This window comes from Micromonospora sp. SYSU B005 (genome assembly GCF_055362685.1).
In genome coordinates this window covers 507,599-523,309 of record NZ_JAXCFU010000001.1, presented here as the reverse complement: position 1 = coordinate 523,309, position 15,711 = coordinate 507,599, and the positions used below count along the sequence as shown (strand labels likewise).

Annotated in this window: 15 protein-coding genes and 1 riboswitch; of the genes, 10 read left to right on the top strand and 5 right to left on the bottom strand. The window is 73.9% G+C overall.

Translation table 11 applies throughout. The features are described from left to right. Window positions 1-3: 3 nt before the first annotated feature. Window positions 4-966 carry an aldo/keto reductase gene (locus SM452_RS02415; protein WP_355506183.1) on the top strand — a complete coding sequence of 321 codons (963 nt, stop codon included), beginning with the start codon at window positions 4-6 and terminating at the stop codon, window positions 964-966. Window positions 967-1,278: 312 nt separating this feature from the next. Here the strand turns inward: SM452_RS02415 and SM452_RS02410 are convergent, their stop codons facing one another. Continuing rightward, on the bottom strand, window positions 1,279-2,190 hold the full coding sequence (locus tag SM452_RS02410) for a DUF559 domain-containing protein (RefSeq protein ID WP_463839226.1): 912 nt from the start codon (window positions 2,188-2,190) through the stop codon (window positions 1,279-1,281). A gap of 118 nt (window positions 2,191-2,308) precedes the next feature. After that, a riboswitch (TPP riboswitch) is annotated at window positions 2,309-2,420 on the top strand. Here SM452_RS02410 and thiE point away from each other — a divergent pair. The 7 genes from thiE to thiC all read left to right on the top strand — a co-directional run bounded on the left by thiE (window position 2,418) and on the right by thiC (window position 8,290). Next, window positions 2,418-3,041, top strand: a complete 624-nt coding sequence (thiE, locus tag SM452_RS02405) for a thiamine phosphate synthase (protein WP_463839384.1) — start codon at window positions 2,418-2,420, stop codon at window positions 3,039-3,041. Its footprint overlaps the riboswitch before it by 3 nt. Further along, window positions 3,038-4,123 carry a glycine oxidase ThiO gene (gene thiO / locus SM452_RS02400; protein WP_463839225.1) on the top strand — a complete coding sequence of 362 codons (1,086 nt, stop codon included), beginning with the start codon at window positions 3,038-3,040 and terminating at the stop codon, window positions 4,121-4,123. Before thiE ends, thiO begins: the two co-directional genes overlap by 4 nt. Further along, window positions 4,114-4,314 (top strand): sulfur carrier protein ThiS, encoded by a 201-nt coding sequence (gene thiS, locus SM452_RS02395; protein ID WP_013288601.1) that lies wholly within the window; start codon window positions 4,114-4,116, stop codon window positions 4,312-4,314. Before thiO ends, thiS begins: the two co-directional genes overlap by 10 nt. Before the next feature lie 5 nt (window positions 4,315-4,319). Next, window positions 4,320-5,093, top strand: a complete 774-nt coding sequence (locus tag SM452_RS02390; protein ID WP_262013080.1) for a thiazole synthase — start codon at window positions 4,320-4,322, stop codon at window positions 5,091-5,093. 38 nt (window positions 5,094-5,131) lie between these two features. After that, the gene (locus tag SM452_RS02385; RefSeq protein WP_463839224.1) at window positions 5,132-5,821 is read left to right on the top strand and encodes a thiamine phosphate synthase; all 690 of its coding nucleotides are present in this window, start codon (window positions 5,132-5,134) and stop codon (window positions 5,819-5,821) included. 79 nt (window positions 5,822-5,900) lie between these two features. Next, the gene (thiD, locus tag SM452_RS02380) at window positions 5,901-6,689 is read left to right on the top strand and encodes a bifunctional hydroxymethylpyrimidine kinase/phosphomethylpyrimidine kinase (RefSeq protein WP_013288598.1); all 789 of its coding nucleotides are present in this window, start codon (window positions 5,901-5,903) and stop codon (window positions 6,687-6,689) included. A gap of 17 nt (window positions 6,690-6,706) precedes the next feature. Next, window positions 6,707-8,290, top strand: a complete 1,584-nt coding sequence (gene thiC, locus SM452_RS02375; RefSeq protein WP_463839223.1) for a phosphomethylpyrimidine synthase ThiC — start codon at window positions 6,707-6,709, stop codon at window positions 8,288-8,290. Window positions 8,291-8,337: 47 nt separating this feature from the next. Here the strand turns inward: thiC and SM452_RS02370 are convergent, their stop codons facing one another. The 4 genes from SM452_RS02370 to SM452_RS02355 all read right to left on the bottom strand — a co-directional run bounded on the left by SM452_RS02370 (window position 8,338) and on the right by SM452_RS02355 (window position 13,245). Then, entirely contained in the window at window positions 8,338-11,130 is a 2,793-nt protein-coding gene (locus SM452_RS02370) for a hypothetical protein (protein ID WP_463839222.1), read from the bottom strand. A gap of 74 nt (window positions 11,131-11,204) precedes the next feature. Continuing rightward, window positions 11,205-11,513 carry a cupin domain-containing protein gene (locus SM452_RS02365; protein ID WP_013288595.1) on the bottom strand — a complete coding sequence of 103 codons (309 nt, stop codon included), beginning with the start codon at window positions 11,511-11,513 and terminating at the stop codon, window positions 11,205-11,207. Further along, window positions 11,510-12,460, bottom strand: a complete 951-nt coding sequence (locus tag SM452_RS02360) for an LLM class F420-dependent oxidoreductase (protein ID WP_463839383.1) — start codon at window positions 12,458-12,460, stop codon at window positions 11,510-11,512. The genes SM452_RS02365 and SM452_RS02360 overlap by 4 nt, the downstream gene beginning before the upstream one ends. 2 nt (window positions 12,461-12,462) lie before the next feature. Continuing rightward, window positions 12,463-13,245 (bottom strand): ABC transporter ATP-binding protein, encoded by a 783-nt coding sequence (locus SM452_RS02355; RefSeq protein ID WP_194801410.1) that lies wholly within the window; start codon window positions 13,243-13,245, stop codon window positions 12,463-12,465. A 284-nt stretch (window positions 13,246-13,529) separates the two neighbouring features. On the opposite strand from SM452_RS02355, the gene SM452_RS02350 reads away from it, so the two are divergent. Both SM452_RS02350 and SM452_RS02345 read left to right on the top strand, forming a co-directional pair. Continuing rightward, window positions 13,530-14,558, top strand: coding sequence for an ABC transporter substrate-binding protein (locus SM452_RS02350; protein ID WP_262013076.1), 1,029 nt, complete (start codon window positions 13,530-13,532; stop codon window positions 14,556-14,558). Window positions 14,559-14,694: 136 nt separating this feature from the next. Then, window positions 14,695-15,492 carry an ABC transporter permease gene (locus SM452_RS02345; protein ID WP_262013265.1) on the top strand — a complete coding sequence of 266 codons (798 nt, stop codon included), beginning with the start codon at window positions 14,695-14,697 and terminating at the stop codon, window positions 15,490-15,492. The last annotated feature ends 219 nt before the right edge of the window (window positions 15,493-15,711 follow it).

Below are 15,711 nucleotides of genomic sequence, written 5' to 3'. Positions count from 1 at the left end.
AGGGTGGATCTCGTGAGTGAGATGACCTATCGCCGGCTGGGCGACTCCGGGCTCGTGGTGTCAGTGGTCGGTATCGGCTGCAACAACTTCGGCCGCAAACTCGACCTCGACGGCACCCGGGCGGTGGTGGACGCCGCGCTCGACGCCGGGATCAACTTCTTCGACACCGCCGACATCTACGGCGAGCCGCAGGGCGCCTCCGAGGAACTGCTCGGCCAGGCGCTCAAGGGCCGCCGCGACGACGTGGTGCTGGCCACCAAGTTCGGCATGGACATGAACGGCGCGAACGGGCCGGACCACGGCGCCCGGGGCGCCCGCCGCTACATCGCCCGCGCGGTCGAGGCGTCGCTGCGCCGGCTCGGCACCGACCACATCGACCTGTACCAGATGCACGAGCCCGACCCGGGCACCCCGATCGACGAGACGCTCGCCGCGCTGGACGACCTGGTGACCGCCGGCAAGGTGCGCTACCTGGGCAACTCCAACTTCGCCGGCTGGCAGATCGCCGACGCCGACTGGACCGCGTCGTCGCAGGGGCGTACCCGGTTCATCTCCGCGCAGAACCACTACTCGCTTGTGGAACGCGGGGTGGAGGACGAGGTGATCCCCGCCTGCGAGCGGTTCGGCCTCGGCATGCTGCCGTTCTTCCCGCTCGCCAACGGGCTGCTCACCGGCAAGTACAAGCGCGGTGAGGCGCCCCCGGCTGGTAGCCGACTGGCCGGTGGCGGCCGGTACGCCGAGCGGCTGGCCGCCGCGCGCTGGGACGTCATCGAGGCGATCGAGGCGTACGCGGCCGAGCGCGGCATCACCATGCTCCAGGTGGCCATCGGCGGCCTGGCCGCCCGTCCCGCCGTGACGTCGGTGATCGCCGGCGCGACGACCCCCGAGCAGGTGAAGGCGAACGCCGAAGCCGGGACGTGGCAGCCCAGCGACGAGGACCTCGACGCCTTGGACGCCATCCTCTGACCGTCCCCGCCGGTACCGACGCGCCCGCTCGTGCGTTGGATCCGTCCGCGTGTCGGCGTGCACCCACCGTGGCCGCCCGCGCGCGGAGGCACCCATGGCGTTCCACTCAGAGGCAGCGCTCACGACGGGTGGAACGGCATGGGTGTCAAAAGGGCCTTGAAACACCCATGGCGTTCCACTCGTCGCCAGATTCAGTCGCGAGTGGAACGCCATAGGTGTCTGCGGGCGGGCCTTCTGACGCCCGTGGCGTCTCGGGCGGCCCGGACCGGACCGGCCAGGCGGCGGGTGGCGGGCCGGGGCTGCGGGCACGGATCAGTGGTTCGTCTCGATGGCGCGACGTTCTGCCAGGGCCTGGCGCACCAGGGCCACTGTGGCGTCGGGGCGGCGTAGCACGTCGTCGGCGGTGAACCGGAGCACGACCCACCCGGCCGCGCGGAGCGCGTTCAGGCGCGCCACGTCCCGCCGGAAGTGCGCCCGCTCCCGGTGGTGGTCGCCGTCGTACTCGACCGCGAGGCGGAGAGCCGGCCAGGCCAGGTCCACCCGAGCCACGAAGCGTCCGCCGGCGCGAACCTCGTGCTGGGCGGTGAGCGGGCCGAGGCCGGCGTCGAGCAGGAGCAGCCGCAACCGTGTCTCCATCGGGGACTCGCTCAGCGGCTCGGCCACCGCCAGTACCTCGCGCAGCAGCGGAGCACCCGGCCAACCCGGCCGGTCGGCGGCGTAGGCCCGCAGGGCGGGCAGCTTCACGACCCGGCGACGCAGCAGCGCGTCGACGGCGACCAACGCCTCGACGCGGGTGCCGTGGCGGCCCAGGTCGAACGCGGTACGCAGCGGGGTGGTGACCGGTAGCCCGCCGACGAGGGTGCGATCCTGCTCCGGCAGCGGCGAACGGACCACCCGCAACCGTGGGTGCGGTCGCAGTCGAGCAGCAGGCGGCAGCACCACTGTGACCGGCGCGTCGCGGGTGAGCACGTCCACGCCGTACACCCAGGCGGCGCTGCGCCCGGCAAGCACGGCATCCGGCGGCAGACGCAACGTCACCGCCTCGCACCACATCCGGTGGTCGTCGGCGCGGTATCCGTCCCGGTGCACGTACACGTCCGGCAGCAGGCGGATCCACGCCGGCCCGCGCAGCATCGTCCAGGTGAGCAGCCCTTCGGAGACGACACTGCCGCCCCGGAACGGCACGATCGCCAGGCGGCGCGGAACGCGGGCGGGAACGGCCATCCCGGCAGCGTGTCGTGACGGGACGGTCACCCGCTGCCCCGATCCGGCGGACGGCTGGTTCCTGGGAAAAACCTCACCCGGGCTTCCGTACGGGCGGGAGGCGTCGTACGGTAGGCCGCAAGTGACCCACGGGAGCCCGGTGCGGACCGGGCTGAGAGGGGGGCTGGGAGCCCCCGACCGTCGAACCTGATCCGGGTAATGCCGGCGCAGGGAGGAGCGTTGCCGTGCTGTCCCTGGGACGACTGCATCTCATCACCGACACCCGGCCGGGGCGTGACCCGCTCGCCGTGCTGCGTGCCGCCCTGCCCGTCGCGCGCGCCGACCTCGTCGTGCAGGTGCGCGTGGAGGACGACGCCACCGACCGGGAGGCGTACGAGCTGGCGTGCCGGGTGACCGAGGCGTGCCGGCCGTACGGAGCGCGGTGCCTGGTCAACGACCGGCTGCACGTGGCGCTCGCGGTGGACGCCGCCGGGGGCCACGTCGGCGCGGACGACCTGCCGGTCGCAGCCGCCCGCCGGGTGCTCGGCCCGGACGCGGTGCTCGGCGCGACCGCCCGGGAGCCGGTAGGCGCCCGCGCGGCGGTGGACGCGGGCGCGAGCTACCTGGGCGTGGGCCCGTGCCACGCCACCACCACCAAGTCCGGCCTGCCGGACCCGATCGGCCCCGACGGGGTACGCGCGGTCGCCGAGGCGGTGAGCGTGCCGGTGATCGCGATCGGCGGGGTGACCGCCGCGAGCGTGCCGGCGTTGCGGGCGGCCGGGGCGTACGGGGTGGCGGTGGTCGGCGCGCTCAGCCTGGCCGCCGATCCCGCGCACGCCACCGCCGAACTGCTGCGGGCGCTGACGCGATGAGCCCGGCCGACGTGGCGGTGGTGGGCGCCGGGCCGGTGGGACTCGCGATCGCGTGGCGCTGTGCGCAGCGCGGGCTGCGCGTGGTGGTGCACGACGACCGGCCCGGGTCGGGTGCCTCGTCGGTGGCCGCCGGGATGCTGTCGCCGGTCGCCGAGGCGTACTTCGGTGAGCACGAACTGACCGCGCTCCTCGTCGAGTCCGCCGCGCGCTGGCCCGGCTTCGCGGCCGAGCTGACCGGGGCGAGTGGCGTCGACGTCGGCTACCGCACCGAGGGCACGCTCGTCGTCGGGCTCACCGCCGACGACCTGGCCGAGGCGGGGCGGCTGTGGTCGTACCAACGGGGTTTGAGACTGCCGATCACGCCGCTGCGCCCCTCGGAGCTGCGCGACCGCGAGCCGGCGCTGGCGCCGCGCGTGCGCGGCGGCGCTGTCGCGCCCGGCGACCACCAGGTCGACCCGCGGCGGCTGGTCGTCGCGCTGCGCACGGCCGCCGAGCGCGCCGGGGTGGAGCTGCGTCCGGCCCGCGTCGGCGCGCTGTCCGAGGTGGACGCAAGGATCACTGTGGTCGCGGCCGGATGCGGCGCGGCGGCGCTGACCGGCCTGCCGGTCCGGCCGGTCAAGGGCCAGGTGCTGCGGCTGCGCGCGCCGGGTGGCGGTCCGCCGGGCTTCCGGCACGTGATCCGGGGGTACGCGGACAGCGAGTCGGTCTACCTGGTGCCCCGGGACAGCGGAGAGGTCGTGGTCGGGGCGACGGTCGAGGAGCGCGCGGACACCGCTGTCACCGCCGGTGGCGTGCTGACACTGCTGCGCGCCGCCGCGGAGCTGGTGCCGGAACTCGTCGAGTACGAGCTGGTGGAGGCCGTCGCGGGGCTGCGCCCCGGTACGCCTGACAACGCGCCGATCATCGGGCCGCTGCCCGGGCGGCCGGGCGTGCTCGCCGCGACCGGGCACCACAGGCACGGCATCGTGCTCACCCCGGTCACCGCCGACCTGGTCACCGAACTGATCGTCACCGGCGAGCCGGATCCCGCGCTCGTCCCCTTCACCCCGGACCGCTTCGGGAAGGAGCGCACGTGGAACTGATCGTCAACGGCACCGGCCGGACGCTGCCCGAGGGCGTCACCGTCGCCGAGGTGGTCCGCACCGTCACCGACCGGGAGCGCGGGCTCGCGGTGGCGGTGAACGGCGAGGTGGTGCCGCGCGGCGGCTGGTCGGCGAGCGTGCTGCGAGACGGCGACCGGGTCGAGGTGCTCAGCGCCACCCAGGGCGGGTGAGCAGGATGTCCACGCTTGAGATCGGTGGGGTCACGTTCGGCTCCCGGCTCATCCTCGGCACCGGCGGCGCGGCCAACCTGCACGTGCTGGAGCAGGCCATCCGCGCCTCCGGCACCGAGCTGGTGACGTTGGCGCTGCGCCGGGTGGACACCACGCCCGGCGGGTCGGGCGGCCTGCTCGACCTGGTGGAGCGGTGCGGCGTACGGCTGCTGCCGAACACGGCCGGCTGCCGTACCGCAGTGGAGGCGGTGAAGACGGCGCACCTGGCCCGGGAGGCGTTCGACACCGACTGGGTGAAGCTGGAGGTGATCGGCGACGAGCGCACGCTCCTGCCCGACGGGGTGGAGCTGCTGCGCGCCGCCGAGGAACTGGTGGCCGACGGGTTCACAGTGCTGCCGTACACCTCGGACGATCCGGTGCTGGCCCGGCGGCTGGCCGACGTGGGCTGCGCGGCGGTGATGCCGGCCGGGTCGCCGATCGGTTCCGGGCTGGGCATCGGCAACCCGCACCACATCCGGCTGATCCGGGCGGCCGTGGACGTGCCGGTGGTGCTCGACGCGGGCATCGGTACCGCCTCCGACGCGGCCCTGGCGATGGAGCTGGGCTGCGACGCGGTGCTGCTGGCGAGCGCCGTGACCCGGGCCGCCGACCCGGTGGCGATGGCCACGGCCATGCGGTACGCGGTCGAGGCCGGCCGCCTGGCGTACGGCGCGGGCCGCATCACCCGCCGCTTCCACGCCTTGCCGTCCACCTCGGACGAGGGACGGCCCGACCTGTGACCGCCGTACGCGCTGCGGATCCTGGTACGGAGGCGCCCGTGGAGGGACGGCCGCGTAACAAGATCTACGCCGGTCCGACCGGGGTCGTCGTGCTCACCGATCGACGGGTCGCTCGGGGACCGCTCGTCGACGTGGTCGCTGGTGCCGTCGGCGGGGGAGTGCGCTGGGTGGTGCTGCGGGAGAAGGACCTGCCCCGCGCCGAACGCCTCGCGCTCGCCGTCGACCTGCGCGCGATCCTCGCCGAGGTGGACGGCACGCTGATCGTGGCCGGACCGGACCCGCTCGACGGGGACGCGGTGCACCTGCCCGCGGCCGGCCCGTATCCGCCACCCGCCGTCGGACTCGTCGGCCGCTCCTGCCACGACACCGCCGAGCTGGCCCGGCTCACCACCGAGCACTACGCGACGCTGTCCCCGGTCTACGCGACACAGACAAAGCCCGGCTACGGCCCGGCGTTTCGGGAGTCCGGACTCGCCGCGCTGGTGAAAGCCAGCCCGGTCCCGGTGCTCGCCCTCGGCGGCATCGAAACGGCAGCTCAGGTAGCGGCCTGCGTTGAAGCGGGCGCAACAGGAGTAGCAGTCCTGGGAGCCGTCATGCGCGCCAACGACCCCACCGAAACCGCCACCACGCTGGGCAGAGCCTTCCAGGAGGCGGCCACCCGTGTGGCGCGCACCCACCCCGCGCGATCCGACGAAGGCCCACACGAGAAGGGCTGCGGCCGACCGTGACCACGGAGGGATCAAGCCTGACCGCCCGGAGTGGGCACGGTCGGCCGCAGCCCTGAACCGCAACCACCGGAGAAGACAAGTGACGCCGAAAACAGTTCTGAGCATCGCCGGCTCCGACTCCGGAGCGGGAGCGGGCATCCAGGCCGACCTCAAGACGTTCGCCGCGCTCGGGGCGTACGGCACGACAGTTCTCACCGCAGTCACCGCGCAGAGCACCAGGGGCGTGGACGCCGTCCTGCCGCTGCCCCCGCAGACAGTGCGCGACCAGATGGACAGCGTCCTCGGCGACTTCGACGTGCGCGCTGTGAAGACCGGGATGCTCGGCACCCCGGCCGTCGCCGACGCGGTGGCCGAGGCGGCCCGGGCCGGGCGGCTGCCGCACCTGGTCGTCGACCCGGTGCTGGTCGCCACGAGCGGGCACCGGCTCGGCGTGGTGGAGGCGGTCGAGCGGCTGCTGCCGTACGCGGAGGTCGCGACGCCGAACTGCGCGGAGGCCGCGGCCCTCACCGGAGGCCCGGTGGGCACCGTCGAGGAGATGGTCGCGGCGGCCGAGGCGCTGGCGGCGCGTGGACCGGCGTTCGTGGTGGTGACCGGCGGCGACGTGGACGCCGACGGCGAGTCGGTGGACGTGCTCGCCGGCGGCGGGACGACCCGCCTGCTGCGCGCGCCCCGGGTGGACACCCGGCACAACCACGGCACCGGCTGTTCGTTCTCGGCCGCCGTCGCGGTCCGGCTCGCCGCGGGCGACGCGGTGCCGGTCGCGGTGGCGGCCGCCAAGGAGTACGTCACCCGCGCGCTGACCGGCGCGCGGACCTGGGAGCTGGGCGCGGGACGCGGCCCGCTGGACCACTTCGGCTGGTCCGCATGAGCGACAGGGAGGCTGTCATGCAGGCACGTCGCAAGGTGTACGTGGAAGGGTCACGCCCGGACATCCGGGTGCCGTTCGCCGAGGTGACGCTGACCGGGGACAACCCTCCGGTACGGCTCTACGACACCTCCGGTCCCGGCTCCGACCCGGAGGTGGGGCTGCCCGCGCTGCGCGGACCGTGGATCGCCGAACGCGGGGACGTGGCCCCGGTACGCGGAGCGGGCACGCCGCTGGCCGGAACCCGTCCCACTCAGCTCGCGTACGCCCGGGCCGGGATCGTCACGCCGGAGATGGAGTTCGTGGCGATCCGGGAGTCGGTGTCGCCGGAGTTCGTGCGGGACGAGATCGCGGCCGGGCGGGCCGTGCTGCCGCTCAACGTCAACCACCCCGAGTGCGAGCCGGCCATCATCGGCAAGGCGTTCCTGGTGAAGGTGAACGCCAACATCGGCACCTCGGCTGTCACCTCGTCGGTGGCCGAGGAGGTGGAGAAGCTGACCTGGGCCACCCGGTGGGGCGCGGACACCGTGATGGACCTGTCCACCGGCAAGCGCATCCACGAGACCCGCGAGGCGATCGTGCGGAACGCGCCGGTGCCGATCGGCACGGTGCCGATCTACCAGGCGCTGGAGAAGGTCGGCGGCGACCCGGTGAAGCTGAGCTGGGAGGTGTTCCGCGAGACGGTCATCGAGCAGGCGGAGCAGGGCGTCGACTACATGACCGTGCACGCCGGGGTGCTGCTGCCGTACGTGCCGCTGGCGGTGGACCGGGTCACCGGGATCGTGTCCCGGGGCGGCTCGATCATGGCGGCCTGGTGCCTGGCGCACCACGAGGAGAACTTCCTCTACACGAACTTCCGGGAGCTGTGTTCGCTGCTCGCGAAGTACGACGTCACGTTCTCCCTCGGTGACGGCCTGCGCCCCGGTTCCATCGCGGACGCCAACGACGAGGCGCAGTTCGCCGAGCTGCGCACGCTCGGTGAGCTGACGAAGGTCGCCTGGGAGTACGACGTGCAGGTGATGATCGAGGGCCCCGGGCACGTGCCGATGCACAAGATCAAGGAGAACGTGGACCTCCAGCAGGAGTGGTGCCACGAGGCGCCGTTCTACACGCTCGGGCCGCTGACCACCGACGTCGCGCCCGCGTACGACCACATCACCTCCGCGATCGGCGCGGCGATGATCGGCATGTTCGGCACCGCGATGCTCTGTTACGTCACCCCGAAGGAGCACCTCGGGCTGCCGGACCGCGACGACGTGAAGGCGGGCGTGATCGCGTACAAGATCGCCGCGCACGCGGCCGACCTGGCCAAGGGGCACCCGGGCGCGCAGGCGTGGGACGACGCGCTCTCGAAGGCCCGGTTCGAGTTCCGCTGGTCCGACCAGTTCAACCTGGCGCTCGACCCGGAGACCGCGCGGGCGTACCACGACGCGACGCTGCCCGCCGAGCCCGCGAAGACCGCGCACTTCTGCTCGATGTGCGGGCCCAAGTTCTGCTCCATGAAGATCACCCAGGAGCTGAAGGACTACGCGGCGCGGGGCATGCGCGGCAAGTCCGAGGAGTTCGTCGCCTCCGGATCGCGGGTGTACCTGCCGCTGGCGTGAGCGAGGCCCGGGCGGGCCGTTTCGACCCGGTCCGCCCCGGCCGTCGTTCAGTCGCGGTGGTGCCGTCCGGTCCGCAGCGAGCGGGCGTCGTCGGCGTTGTCGTCCGAGGCGAGACCGGCCACCCAGTCCACGTACTCGTCGTCGGCAGCGGTGGTCGGCTCGGCCGTCCGCTCGGCCGGCTCCGGCTCGTCCTTGGCCCGGTTGCGCCGGAACAGGCCGCGCCGGGGCTTCGACTTCCCGCCGGACGCGTCGGCGTCGTCCGGTCCGGCGTGCCGCCCGCGCCGGGAGTCCGCCTCCGTCTCCGTGGCGGTGGCCTCCGGCAGTGCGGCGGTGGTGTCCGGCAGCGCGGCACCCGCCTCGCCCGGTGCGGCGGTCGTCGCGGGCCGGGCGACAGGCTTCCCCGCCTCGGGCCGGGTGAGTGGCCCTGCCGGGCGGGCGTTCGTGGCGAGCGCGTCCCATCCGGTGCTCGCGCCCGGCTCGGGCAGGCCCCGGTGGCGGGGACGCGGCGCCGGCTCGGCCGGGACGTTCGCCTCCGCGGCGTCCCGAGCCGGTGCGTCCGGTTCGGTGGTCGCGCGGTGCGGGCGGCCCGCCGGGGTGATCGGCCAGGCCGGGCGCACCTCGCCGGGCGCCCCGGTCACGTCCTCGAACATCGGGAACCGGGGCCGGGGCGACGGGACCGGCGCCGGGTCGTCGAAGAAGAAGTTGCGTCCGGTACGCCCCGGCGACGCGACCTCGTTGGAGTCGGCACGGGGAGCCGGGCTGCCGAGGGAACCGTCAGGCGCGCCAGAGTCCGTGCGGTCCGGTGCCGAGGCGGCGCTCGCGTCGTTCCGGGCCGGGTTCGCGGCCTGGGGGATCGGGGCGGTGTCGGTGGCGTCCGGTGCCGGCCGGGTCCGGCGGCCGGTCGCCGTCGGCGCGGCGTCGGACGAGCCGTCCTGGGCGCTGGTCTTCGTCGGCACCGCTTCGGCCTGCCCGCCCGCCGTCGTCGGTGCGGCGTCGGCCGGGTCGAACTCGGGAGTGGCCGGGCCGGTGGCGCGCGGTCCGGCCTTCGAGGCGCGGGGACGCCGGGAGCGGGTGGAGCGGCCGGTGGCTTCGGCCGGCGGCGCGGCGGGGGTGGCGCTGCCCGCGTCGGTAGTGGCTGGTCCGGCGGGGACGGCGCTGTCCGTCTCGGCCGCGACCGGTCCGGCGGGTGCGCCGCCATCCGTACGCGGGCCGGGCACCTGGCCCTCGGCGGTGGCCGGTGACGTCTCGTTCGAGGTGGTGCCCGCACCGGCGCTCGGGGAGGAGACGTCCGCGGGGCGAGGTGCGGTGATGCCGTCGGCGCGTGACGCCGGTCCGTCGATCGGGTCGGCGGACCGGCCGGCGCGGGTGCGGCGCGGCCGGGTCACCCGGGGCGCGGTCGCCGCCGCTTCCGGTGCGGCACCGTCGGTCCCGGCTGCGGAGCCGGAGCCGGTGGCCGACGTGGTGGAGACGGCCCCGCTGTCGGTCGGTGCGGCTGTCGCCTGCCCGGACGCTCCATCGGCGGGTTCGGAACCGGCGACGGCCGGGTCGAGAGTGGTCGCACGGTCCGTGGTGGCCGCCTCGCCGGTGCTGCCCGCGTGGGCCGTGCCCGTGCCCGTGCCCGGGTCGGGGCGGCCCGCGGCGAGGACGTCGATGGCCGAGGTCCGGCGGCCCGGGGGCAGTAGACCCGGCATGGGCTGGCCGTGGCCCGTGTCGGCGACGGCCGAGCGCTCACCCACCGGCCGTTCCGCAACTGCCTGCTGATCGACGGCGGGCAGATCCGCGAGGGCCGGCCGGCCGGCCGCGGGAAGATCGGTGCCGGCCGTCGCCGTGGCCGAGCCGCCGGGCTCCGGCCAGTTCCAGTGCGCGGGCGCGGCGGCGCCGCTCGTCATCGGAGGCTCGGGCGGGGCGGCCGGGACGCCCGGCGCGGACGAGTGCGGCAGCGGCGCGAGGATGTCGGTGGCCTCGACCGCGTCGGGGTCGCCGGTGGCGGTGACCGGGCGGGGCAGCACGGTGGTGGCGGTCGAGCCGAGCGCACCGGCGATCACGGCGATCAGCGCGCCGTAGTAGGGCGCGACCTGGTAGCGGTCGGTCGCCGAGCCGGGACCGGCGGTCAGGTAGGCGAACGCGACGAGCACCGGACCGGCCGCCCCGGCCGCGCCGCCGACCAGCGGCGGCCATTCGGCCCGGCGCGCGAGTACGCCGACCGCGCCGCCGGCCAGCAGAGCGAGCACCGGCAGCAGCAGCATGGACAGGCGTTGGGCCGCCTCCGGATCGAGCCAGGAGGGTTCGAGGACGCCGAGCCGTACCGTGGCGAGCGGGCGGTTGGCGACGATCGTGGGTGCGACGGAGAGCAGCGCCAGCAGCCAGACGATGCCGGCGGTGATCGCCACGCCCCAGCCGAACGGCGGCTTGAGCAGGACGGCGATCGCCGCGCCCGCGCCGACGACCGCGCCGAGGGCGGCGCAGATGCCGGCGGCCCAGACCGGGTCGACGGATCCGCCCAGCTCGGCCGCGCGGGCCGGTTGCATGCACAGCGGGGCGACCACCATCGCGCCCAGCGCGCTGACGCCGGCGATGGAGAGCAGTTCGGTGGTGCCGCCGGGACTGTCGTCGCGGCGGGCGAAGCGCTCGGTGAGGACGGCTCCGGCGACCGTGGCGACAGCGGCGAACCAGCCCACCCAGACGAGCTGGGCGGGCCACCGGTTGACCGAGACGTCCACGAACGCGCCGTCGAGGCGTACGACTCCGAAGCCGTACGCGATCCCCAACTGGCCGGCCCCGGCCAGTACGCTCACCCCGAGCGCCGTGAGCAGCAGCCTGCCCCACGTCCGAAAGGCCATGTCGGGCACGTTACGGCCCGGTGACCCCGATCGCCACCTTGCCGCCGCGCGGCGCGGCGAACCCGCCGGTGTGGCTACTTCAGCTCGACCAGGCGCGCGAGGTAGGTGGTGTCGCCGACGTTGGTGAGCATGTGCACCGCGCCCGGGTCGCGGTAGACCACGCCGCCGGTCGGCTCGTCGGCGTCGATGGTGGTGCCGTCGATCGTCTGCACCACGTTCTTGGCGCCCTGGATGGCCACCACCAGGTACGGGTGGTCGTGGCGGTGCAGCGGCTGCCGCTCACCCGGCTCCAGCCGGATGTGCCAGACGCGTACGCGGTCGTTCTCGTACACGATCTCCTGGCCCACCGGGCCGAGTTCGAGGTCGGCGGAGAGTTCGGTCATCGTGGTCCGTCCAGTCGGGAGAGCACCTCGGCGGCGATGAGCTCCACGTGGTCGAGGTCGTCGAAGTCGATCAGGCGCAGGTGCACCCGGGTGGCCCCGATGGCGGCGAACTCGCCGATCCGGTCGACCAACTGGGCGGGGGAGCCGACCACCGGGTCCTCCGGCGGCAGCGCGCTGGAGACGTGCAGCGGCGCGGCCCGGCGCTGCGCCTCGGCGTCGGTGCGTCCGATCGCCACCACGATGCCGGCGGAGAGTGTCAGCGGCGCGCGGCCGGAGGCGTCCCGCCCGGCGCGGTCGCACGCCTCGCGTACCCGCTCGTACGCGGCGGCGGTCTCGGCCACGCTCTTGAACGGCATGTTGAACTCGTCGGCGTAGCGGGCGGCCAGCTCGGGGGTGCGCTTCGGTCCCCGGCCACCGACGATCACCGGCGGGCCGGGCTGCTGCACCGGCTTGGGCAGCGCGGGCGCGTCGACCAGCCGGTAGTGCTCACCGGTGAAGCTGTACGTCTCGTCGGCCGGGGTGCGCCACAGGCCGGTGACGATCTCCAGCTGCTCGGCGAGCCGGTCGAATCGCTCGCTGACCGGCGGGAACGGGATGCCGTACGCGGTGTGCTCGCGCTCGTACCATCCGGCGCCGATGCCCAGCTCGACCCGGCCGCCGCTCATCCGGTCGACCTGGGCGACCATGACGGCGAGCGGCCCGGGGAGCCGGAACGTGGCGGACGTGACGAGCGTGCCGAGGCGGATCCGGGAGGTCTCCCGGGCCAGCGCGGCGAGCGTCAGCCAGGCGTCGGTGGGGCCGGGCGGCGCCGGCTCGTCCCCCATGGCCCGATAGTGGTCGGCCCGGAAGAAGCCCTCGAAGCCGGTCTCCTCGACCAGCCGGGCGAACCGGAGCTGGTCGTCGTAGTCCGCACCGCGGTGGGGTTCGGTGAACACCGAGACCCGCATGGTCACCGGCCTCCGACGGGTACGCCGGGGGCGTCCCGCTCCATCAGCAGTTCGTGCAGCTCGGCGCTGATCCGCGCGACGTCTTCCAGGTGTTCGTGGCGGCCCAGCGTGCGCGGCCGGGGGACGTTCACCTCGACCACCTCGCGGATGCGCCCGGGGCGCGGGCTGAGCACGACGACCCGGTCGGCGAGCAGCACCGCCTCGTCGATCGAGTGGGTGACGAAGACGATCGTCGCCTTCGTCTCCATGTGCACGCGCTGGAGTTCGCCGGAGAGTTCCTCGCGGGTGAGCGCGTCGAGCGCGGAGAACGGCTCGTCCATGAGCATCACCCGGGGCGAGCCGACCAGCGACCGGCACAGCGACACGCGCTGCTGCATGCCGCCGGACAGCTCGTGCGGGAGGCGCTTCTCGAAGCCGCCCAGCCCGGCCATCTCCAGCAACTGGCGGGCCCGGTCGCGGTGCTCGGCGCGGCGCCAGCCGAAGATCTCCACCGGCAGCAGCACGTTGTCCAGCACCGAGCGCCAGGGCAGCAGCGCCGGCCGCTGGAACAGCATCGCCACGTCGCGGCGGGGCTTCGTGATCGGCGTACCGCCCACGGTGATCTCACCGCCGGTGACCGGGAGCAGGCCCGCGATCATGCGCAGCAGCGTGGACTTGCCGCAGCCGGACCGGCCGAGGACGGCGACGAACTCGCCTTCGGCGACGTCGAGGTCGATGCCGCGCAACGCCTCCACCCGTCCCGAACGGCCGTCGAAGGTGCGGGACACCCCGGACAGTCGGATCATCTTCCGCCGGCTCCCTTCCACGTCGTCCGAATGCGAGCCGGGCTAGCGTAGCGGACGGTGCTTATAGCACTGTCCGGGGTGGACGTCAGTCCGCTTTCCGTCACGCAACTTCGTTTCCGTTCCGCAACCGGGACGGCGGCGGCAGGTCATCCGGCTTCTCGTACGCTGTTGCGCGCGAAGAGTCCCCTCACGACGGTCCAGTCGGCCGAACCCACTTGCCGACCCCGTCGGACCCACGACCCGACCGGCGAAGAAGTCCTGGTCGGAAAGGACATGGTGCACTGATGAGAAGGCTGACCCGTACGGTCGCCGCCGCGGCTCTGGCCACCGCCCTCGCCCTGGTGGGCGGCTGCAGCAGCGACTCGGACAAGTCCGAGAGCGGCGGCGGCAACGGCGCGGCGCTGGAGAAGGTGACGTACCTCACCTCGTTCGGCAACTTCGGGCGTGACTCCTACGCCTGGGTGGCGAAGGACAAGGGCTTCTTCAAGGAGGCCGGTTTCGACGTCGACATCAAGCCCGGTCAGGGCACCGGCTCCGTGATCCAGACCATCACCGGCGGCCAGGCCGACTTCGGCCCGATCGACCTGACCGGTGGCATCCTCCAGCTCGGCAACGGCCAGGCGAAGGACTTCGTGGCGGTGGCCGCGATCCAGCAGCGCACCATGGCCGCGATCGTCACGGTCGAGGGCAAGAACATCGCCACCCCGAAGGACCTCGAGGGCAAGAAGCTCGCCGACACCCCGACGTCCGTCGTGCGCAACCTCTTCCCGACGTACGCGCGCCTCGCCGGCATCGACGGCAGCAAGGTGACCTGGGTAAACGGTGAGGCGCAGGGCCTGATCGGCATGCTCGGCTCGGGCTCGGTGGACGGCATCGGCCAGTTCGTCGTCGGCCAGCCGACGGTGGAGACGGTGACCAAGAAGAAGCCGGTCGTCCTGCCGTACAGCAACGTGATGCAGGACCTCTACGGCAACGCGCTGATCACCTCGTCGAAGATCGCCAAGGAGAAGCCGGAGATGGTGAAGAAGTTCACCGCCGCGCTGCTCAAGGGCCTGGAGTACTCGCTGGCCAACCCGGACGAGGCGGCCGAGATCCTGAAGAAGAACGTGCCGGCCGCCGTCCCGGCCGCGGCGTCCGCCGAGCTTCAGCTGATGGCCGCGTACGTGCGGTCGAGCAACTCCGGCACCGCGATCGGCACGCTGGACAGTGGCCGGGTGGCCAAGAGCATCGCGCTGCTCCAGGGCGCCGGTGCGCTGAAGCAGAACCTCACCCCGGACCAGATCATCGACTTCAGCCTCGCGCCGAAGGCCTGACCGGCCCGCTCGGGCCAACGGGGGTGCGACCCGCCGGACACCCCGGTGGGGCGCACCCCCTTCGCGTGCCGGTCACACCGACCGGCGCAGAGAGGAGGACACGTTGACACAGTCGACCGAGGCCCGGCCGGAGGCGCTGCCGCGCCCGGCGGTCCGGCGCGGGGTCGCCGTACGCCCGGCGGCGGTCGGGCTGCCGGCGCTCGGCCTGGTGATCGCGGTGGCGGCCTGGTGGCTGGTCACCTCGGGCCTGAACCTGGTGCACCCGGCCGCGCTGCCCCCGCCGCAGGCGGTGGGGAAGTCCCTCGCCGGCACCACCGAGGTGCTGCTGCCCGCGCTGGGCATCACCACCTGGATGACGGTGTTCGGCTTCCTGCTCTCGTCGGTGGCCGGGGTGCTGATCGGGATGGCACTGGCCGCCTCCAGCCGGGTGGAACGGATGTTCGCGCCGCTGCTGGTGGCGGTGAACGCGGTCCCGAAGATCGCGTTCGGGCCGCTGCTCGTGGTAGCCGTGGGCTGGGGGCAGAAGCCGATCCTGACCATGGTGTTCCTGCTCTGCTTCTTCCCGATCGTGCTCTCCACCGCGACCGGGCTGACCACCACCCCGGCGGATCTGGCGGAGCTGGGCCGGTCGCTCAACGCCTCGTGGTGGCAGTCGTTCCGCAAGGTGCGCTTCCCGGCGGCGCTGCCGCAGATCTTCGTCGGTCTGAAGGTGGCCATGCCGCTCGCCGCGATCGGCGCGGTGATCGGGGAGTTCTACTCGGACCGCCCGGGCCTGGGTTACCAGATCCTCCAGTACAACGGCGTCGGCGACACCGCTACCGCGTGGGCGGCGATCGTGCTGGTGGCGCTGATGAGCATCGTGCTCTACGCCGCGCTGAGCCTGGTCGAGCGCCTGGCCCTGCCCTGGGTGCGGGCCACCACCTCAGCCCGCTGAGAGCACCGACAAGAGCACCCGGCGTCGACCGAGCACCCAGAGGGAAATCTCAACCCACGGGTGCTGGCCGCCCACGACAGGTGTGGCCCCACCGCAACCGGCGCAGGGATCAAGCTTGACCGCCCGGAGCCGGGTGGGGGGGGGGGCCCCCCCCCCCCCCACCCACCCAAAAGCCACCCCGCCCCCCCAGCCCCCCCCCCCCCCCCCCCCGGGGCCACC

Coding starts and splice junctions, on each gene's coding strand:
- SM452_RS02390 (WP_262013080.1), top strand. CDS start 4,320: ATGTCCACGCTTGAGATCGGTGGGGTCACGTTCGGCTCCCGGCTCATC.
- SM452_RS02360 (WP_463839383.1), bottom strand. CDS start 12,460: ATGCGGGTCTCGGTGTTCACCGAACCCCACCGCGGTGCGGACTACGAC.
- thiC (WP_463839223.1), top strand. CDS start 6,707: ATGCAGGCACGTCGCAAGGTGTACGTGGAAGGGTCACGCCCGGACATC.
- SM452_RS02350 (WP_262013076.1), top strand. CDS start 13,530: ATGAGAAGGCTGACCCGTACGGTCGCCGCCGCGGCTCTGGCCACCGCC.
- SM452_RS02365 (WP_013288595.1), bottom strand. CDS start 11,513: ATGACCGAACTCTCCGCCGACCTCGAACTCGGCCCGGTGGGCCAGGAG.
- SM452_RS02410 (WP_463839226.1), bottom strand. CDS start 2,190: ATGGCCGTTCCCGCCCGCGTTCCGCGCCGCCTGGCGATCGTGCCGTTC.
- SM452_RS02355 (WP_194801410.1), bottom strand. CDS start 13,245: ATGATCCGACTGTCCGGGGTGTCCCGCACCTTCGACGGCCGTTCGGGA.
- thiO (WP_463839225.1), top strand. CDS start 3,038: ATGAGCCCGGCCGACGTGGCGGTGGTGGGCGCCGGGCCGGTGGGACTC.
- SM452_RS02370 (WP_463839222.1), bottom strand. CDS start 11,130: ATGGCCTTTCGGACGTGGGGCAGGCTGCTGCTCACGGCGCTCGGGGTG.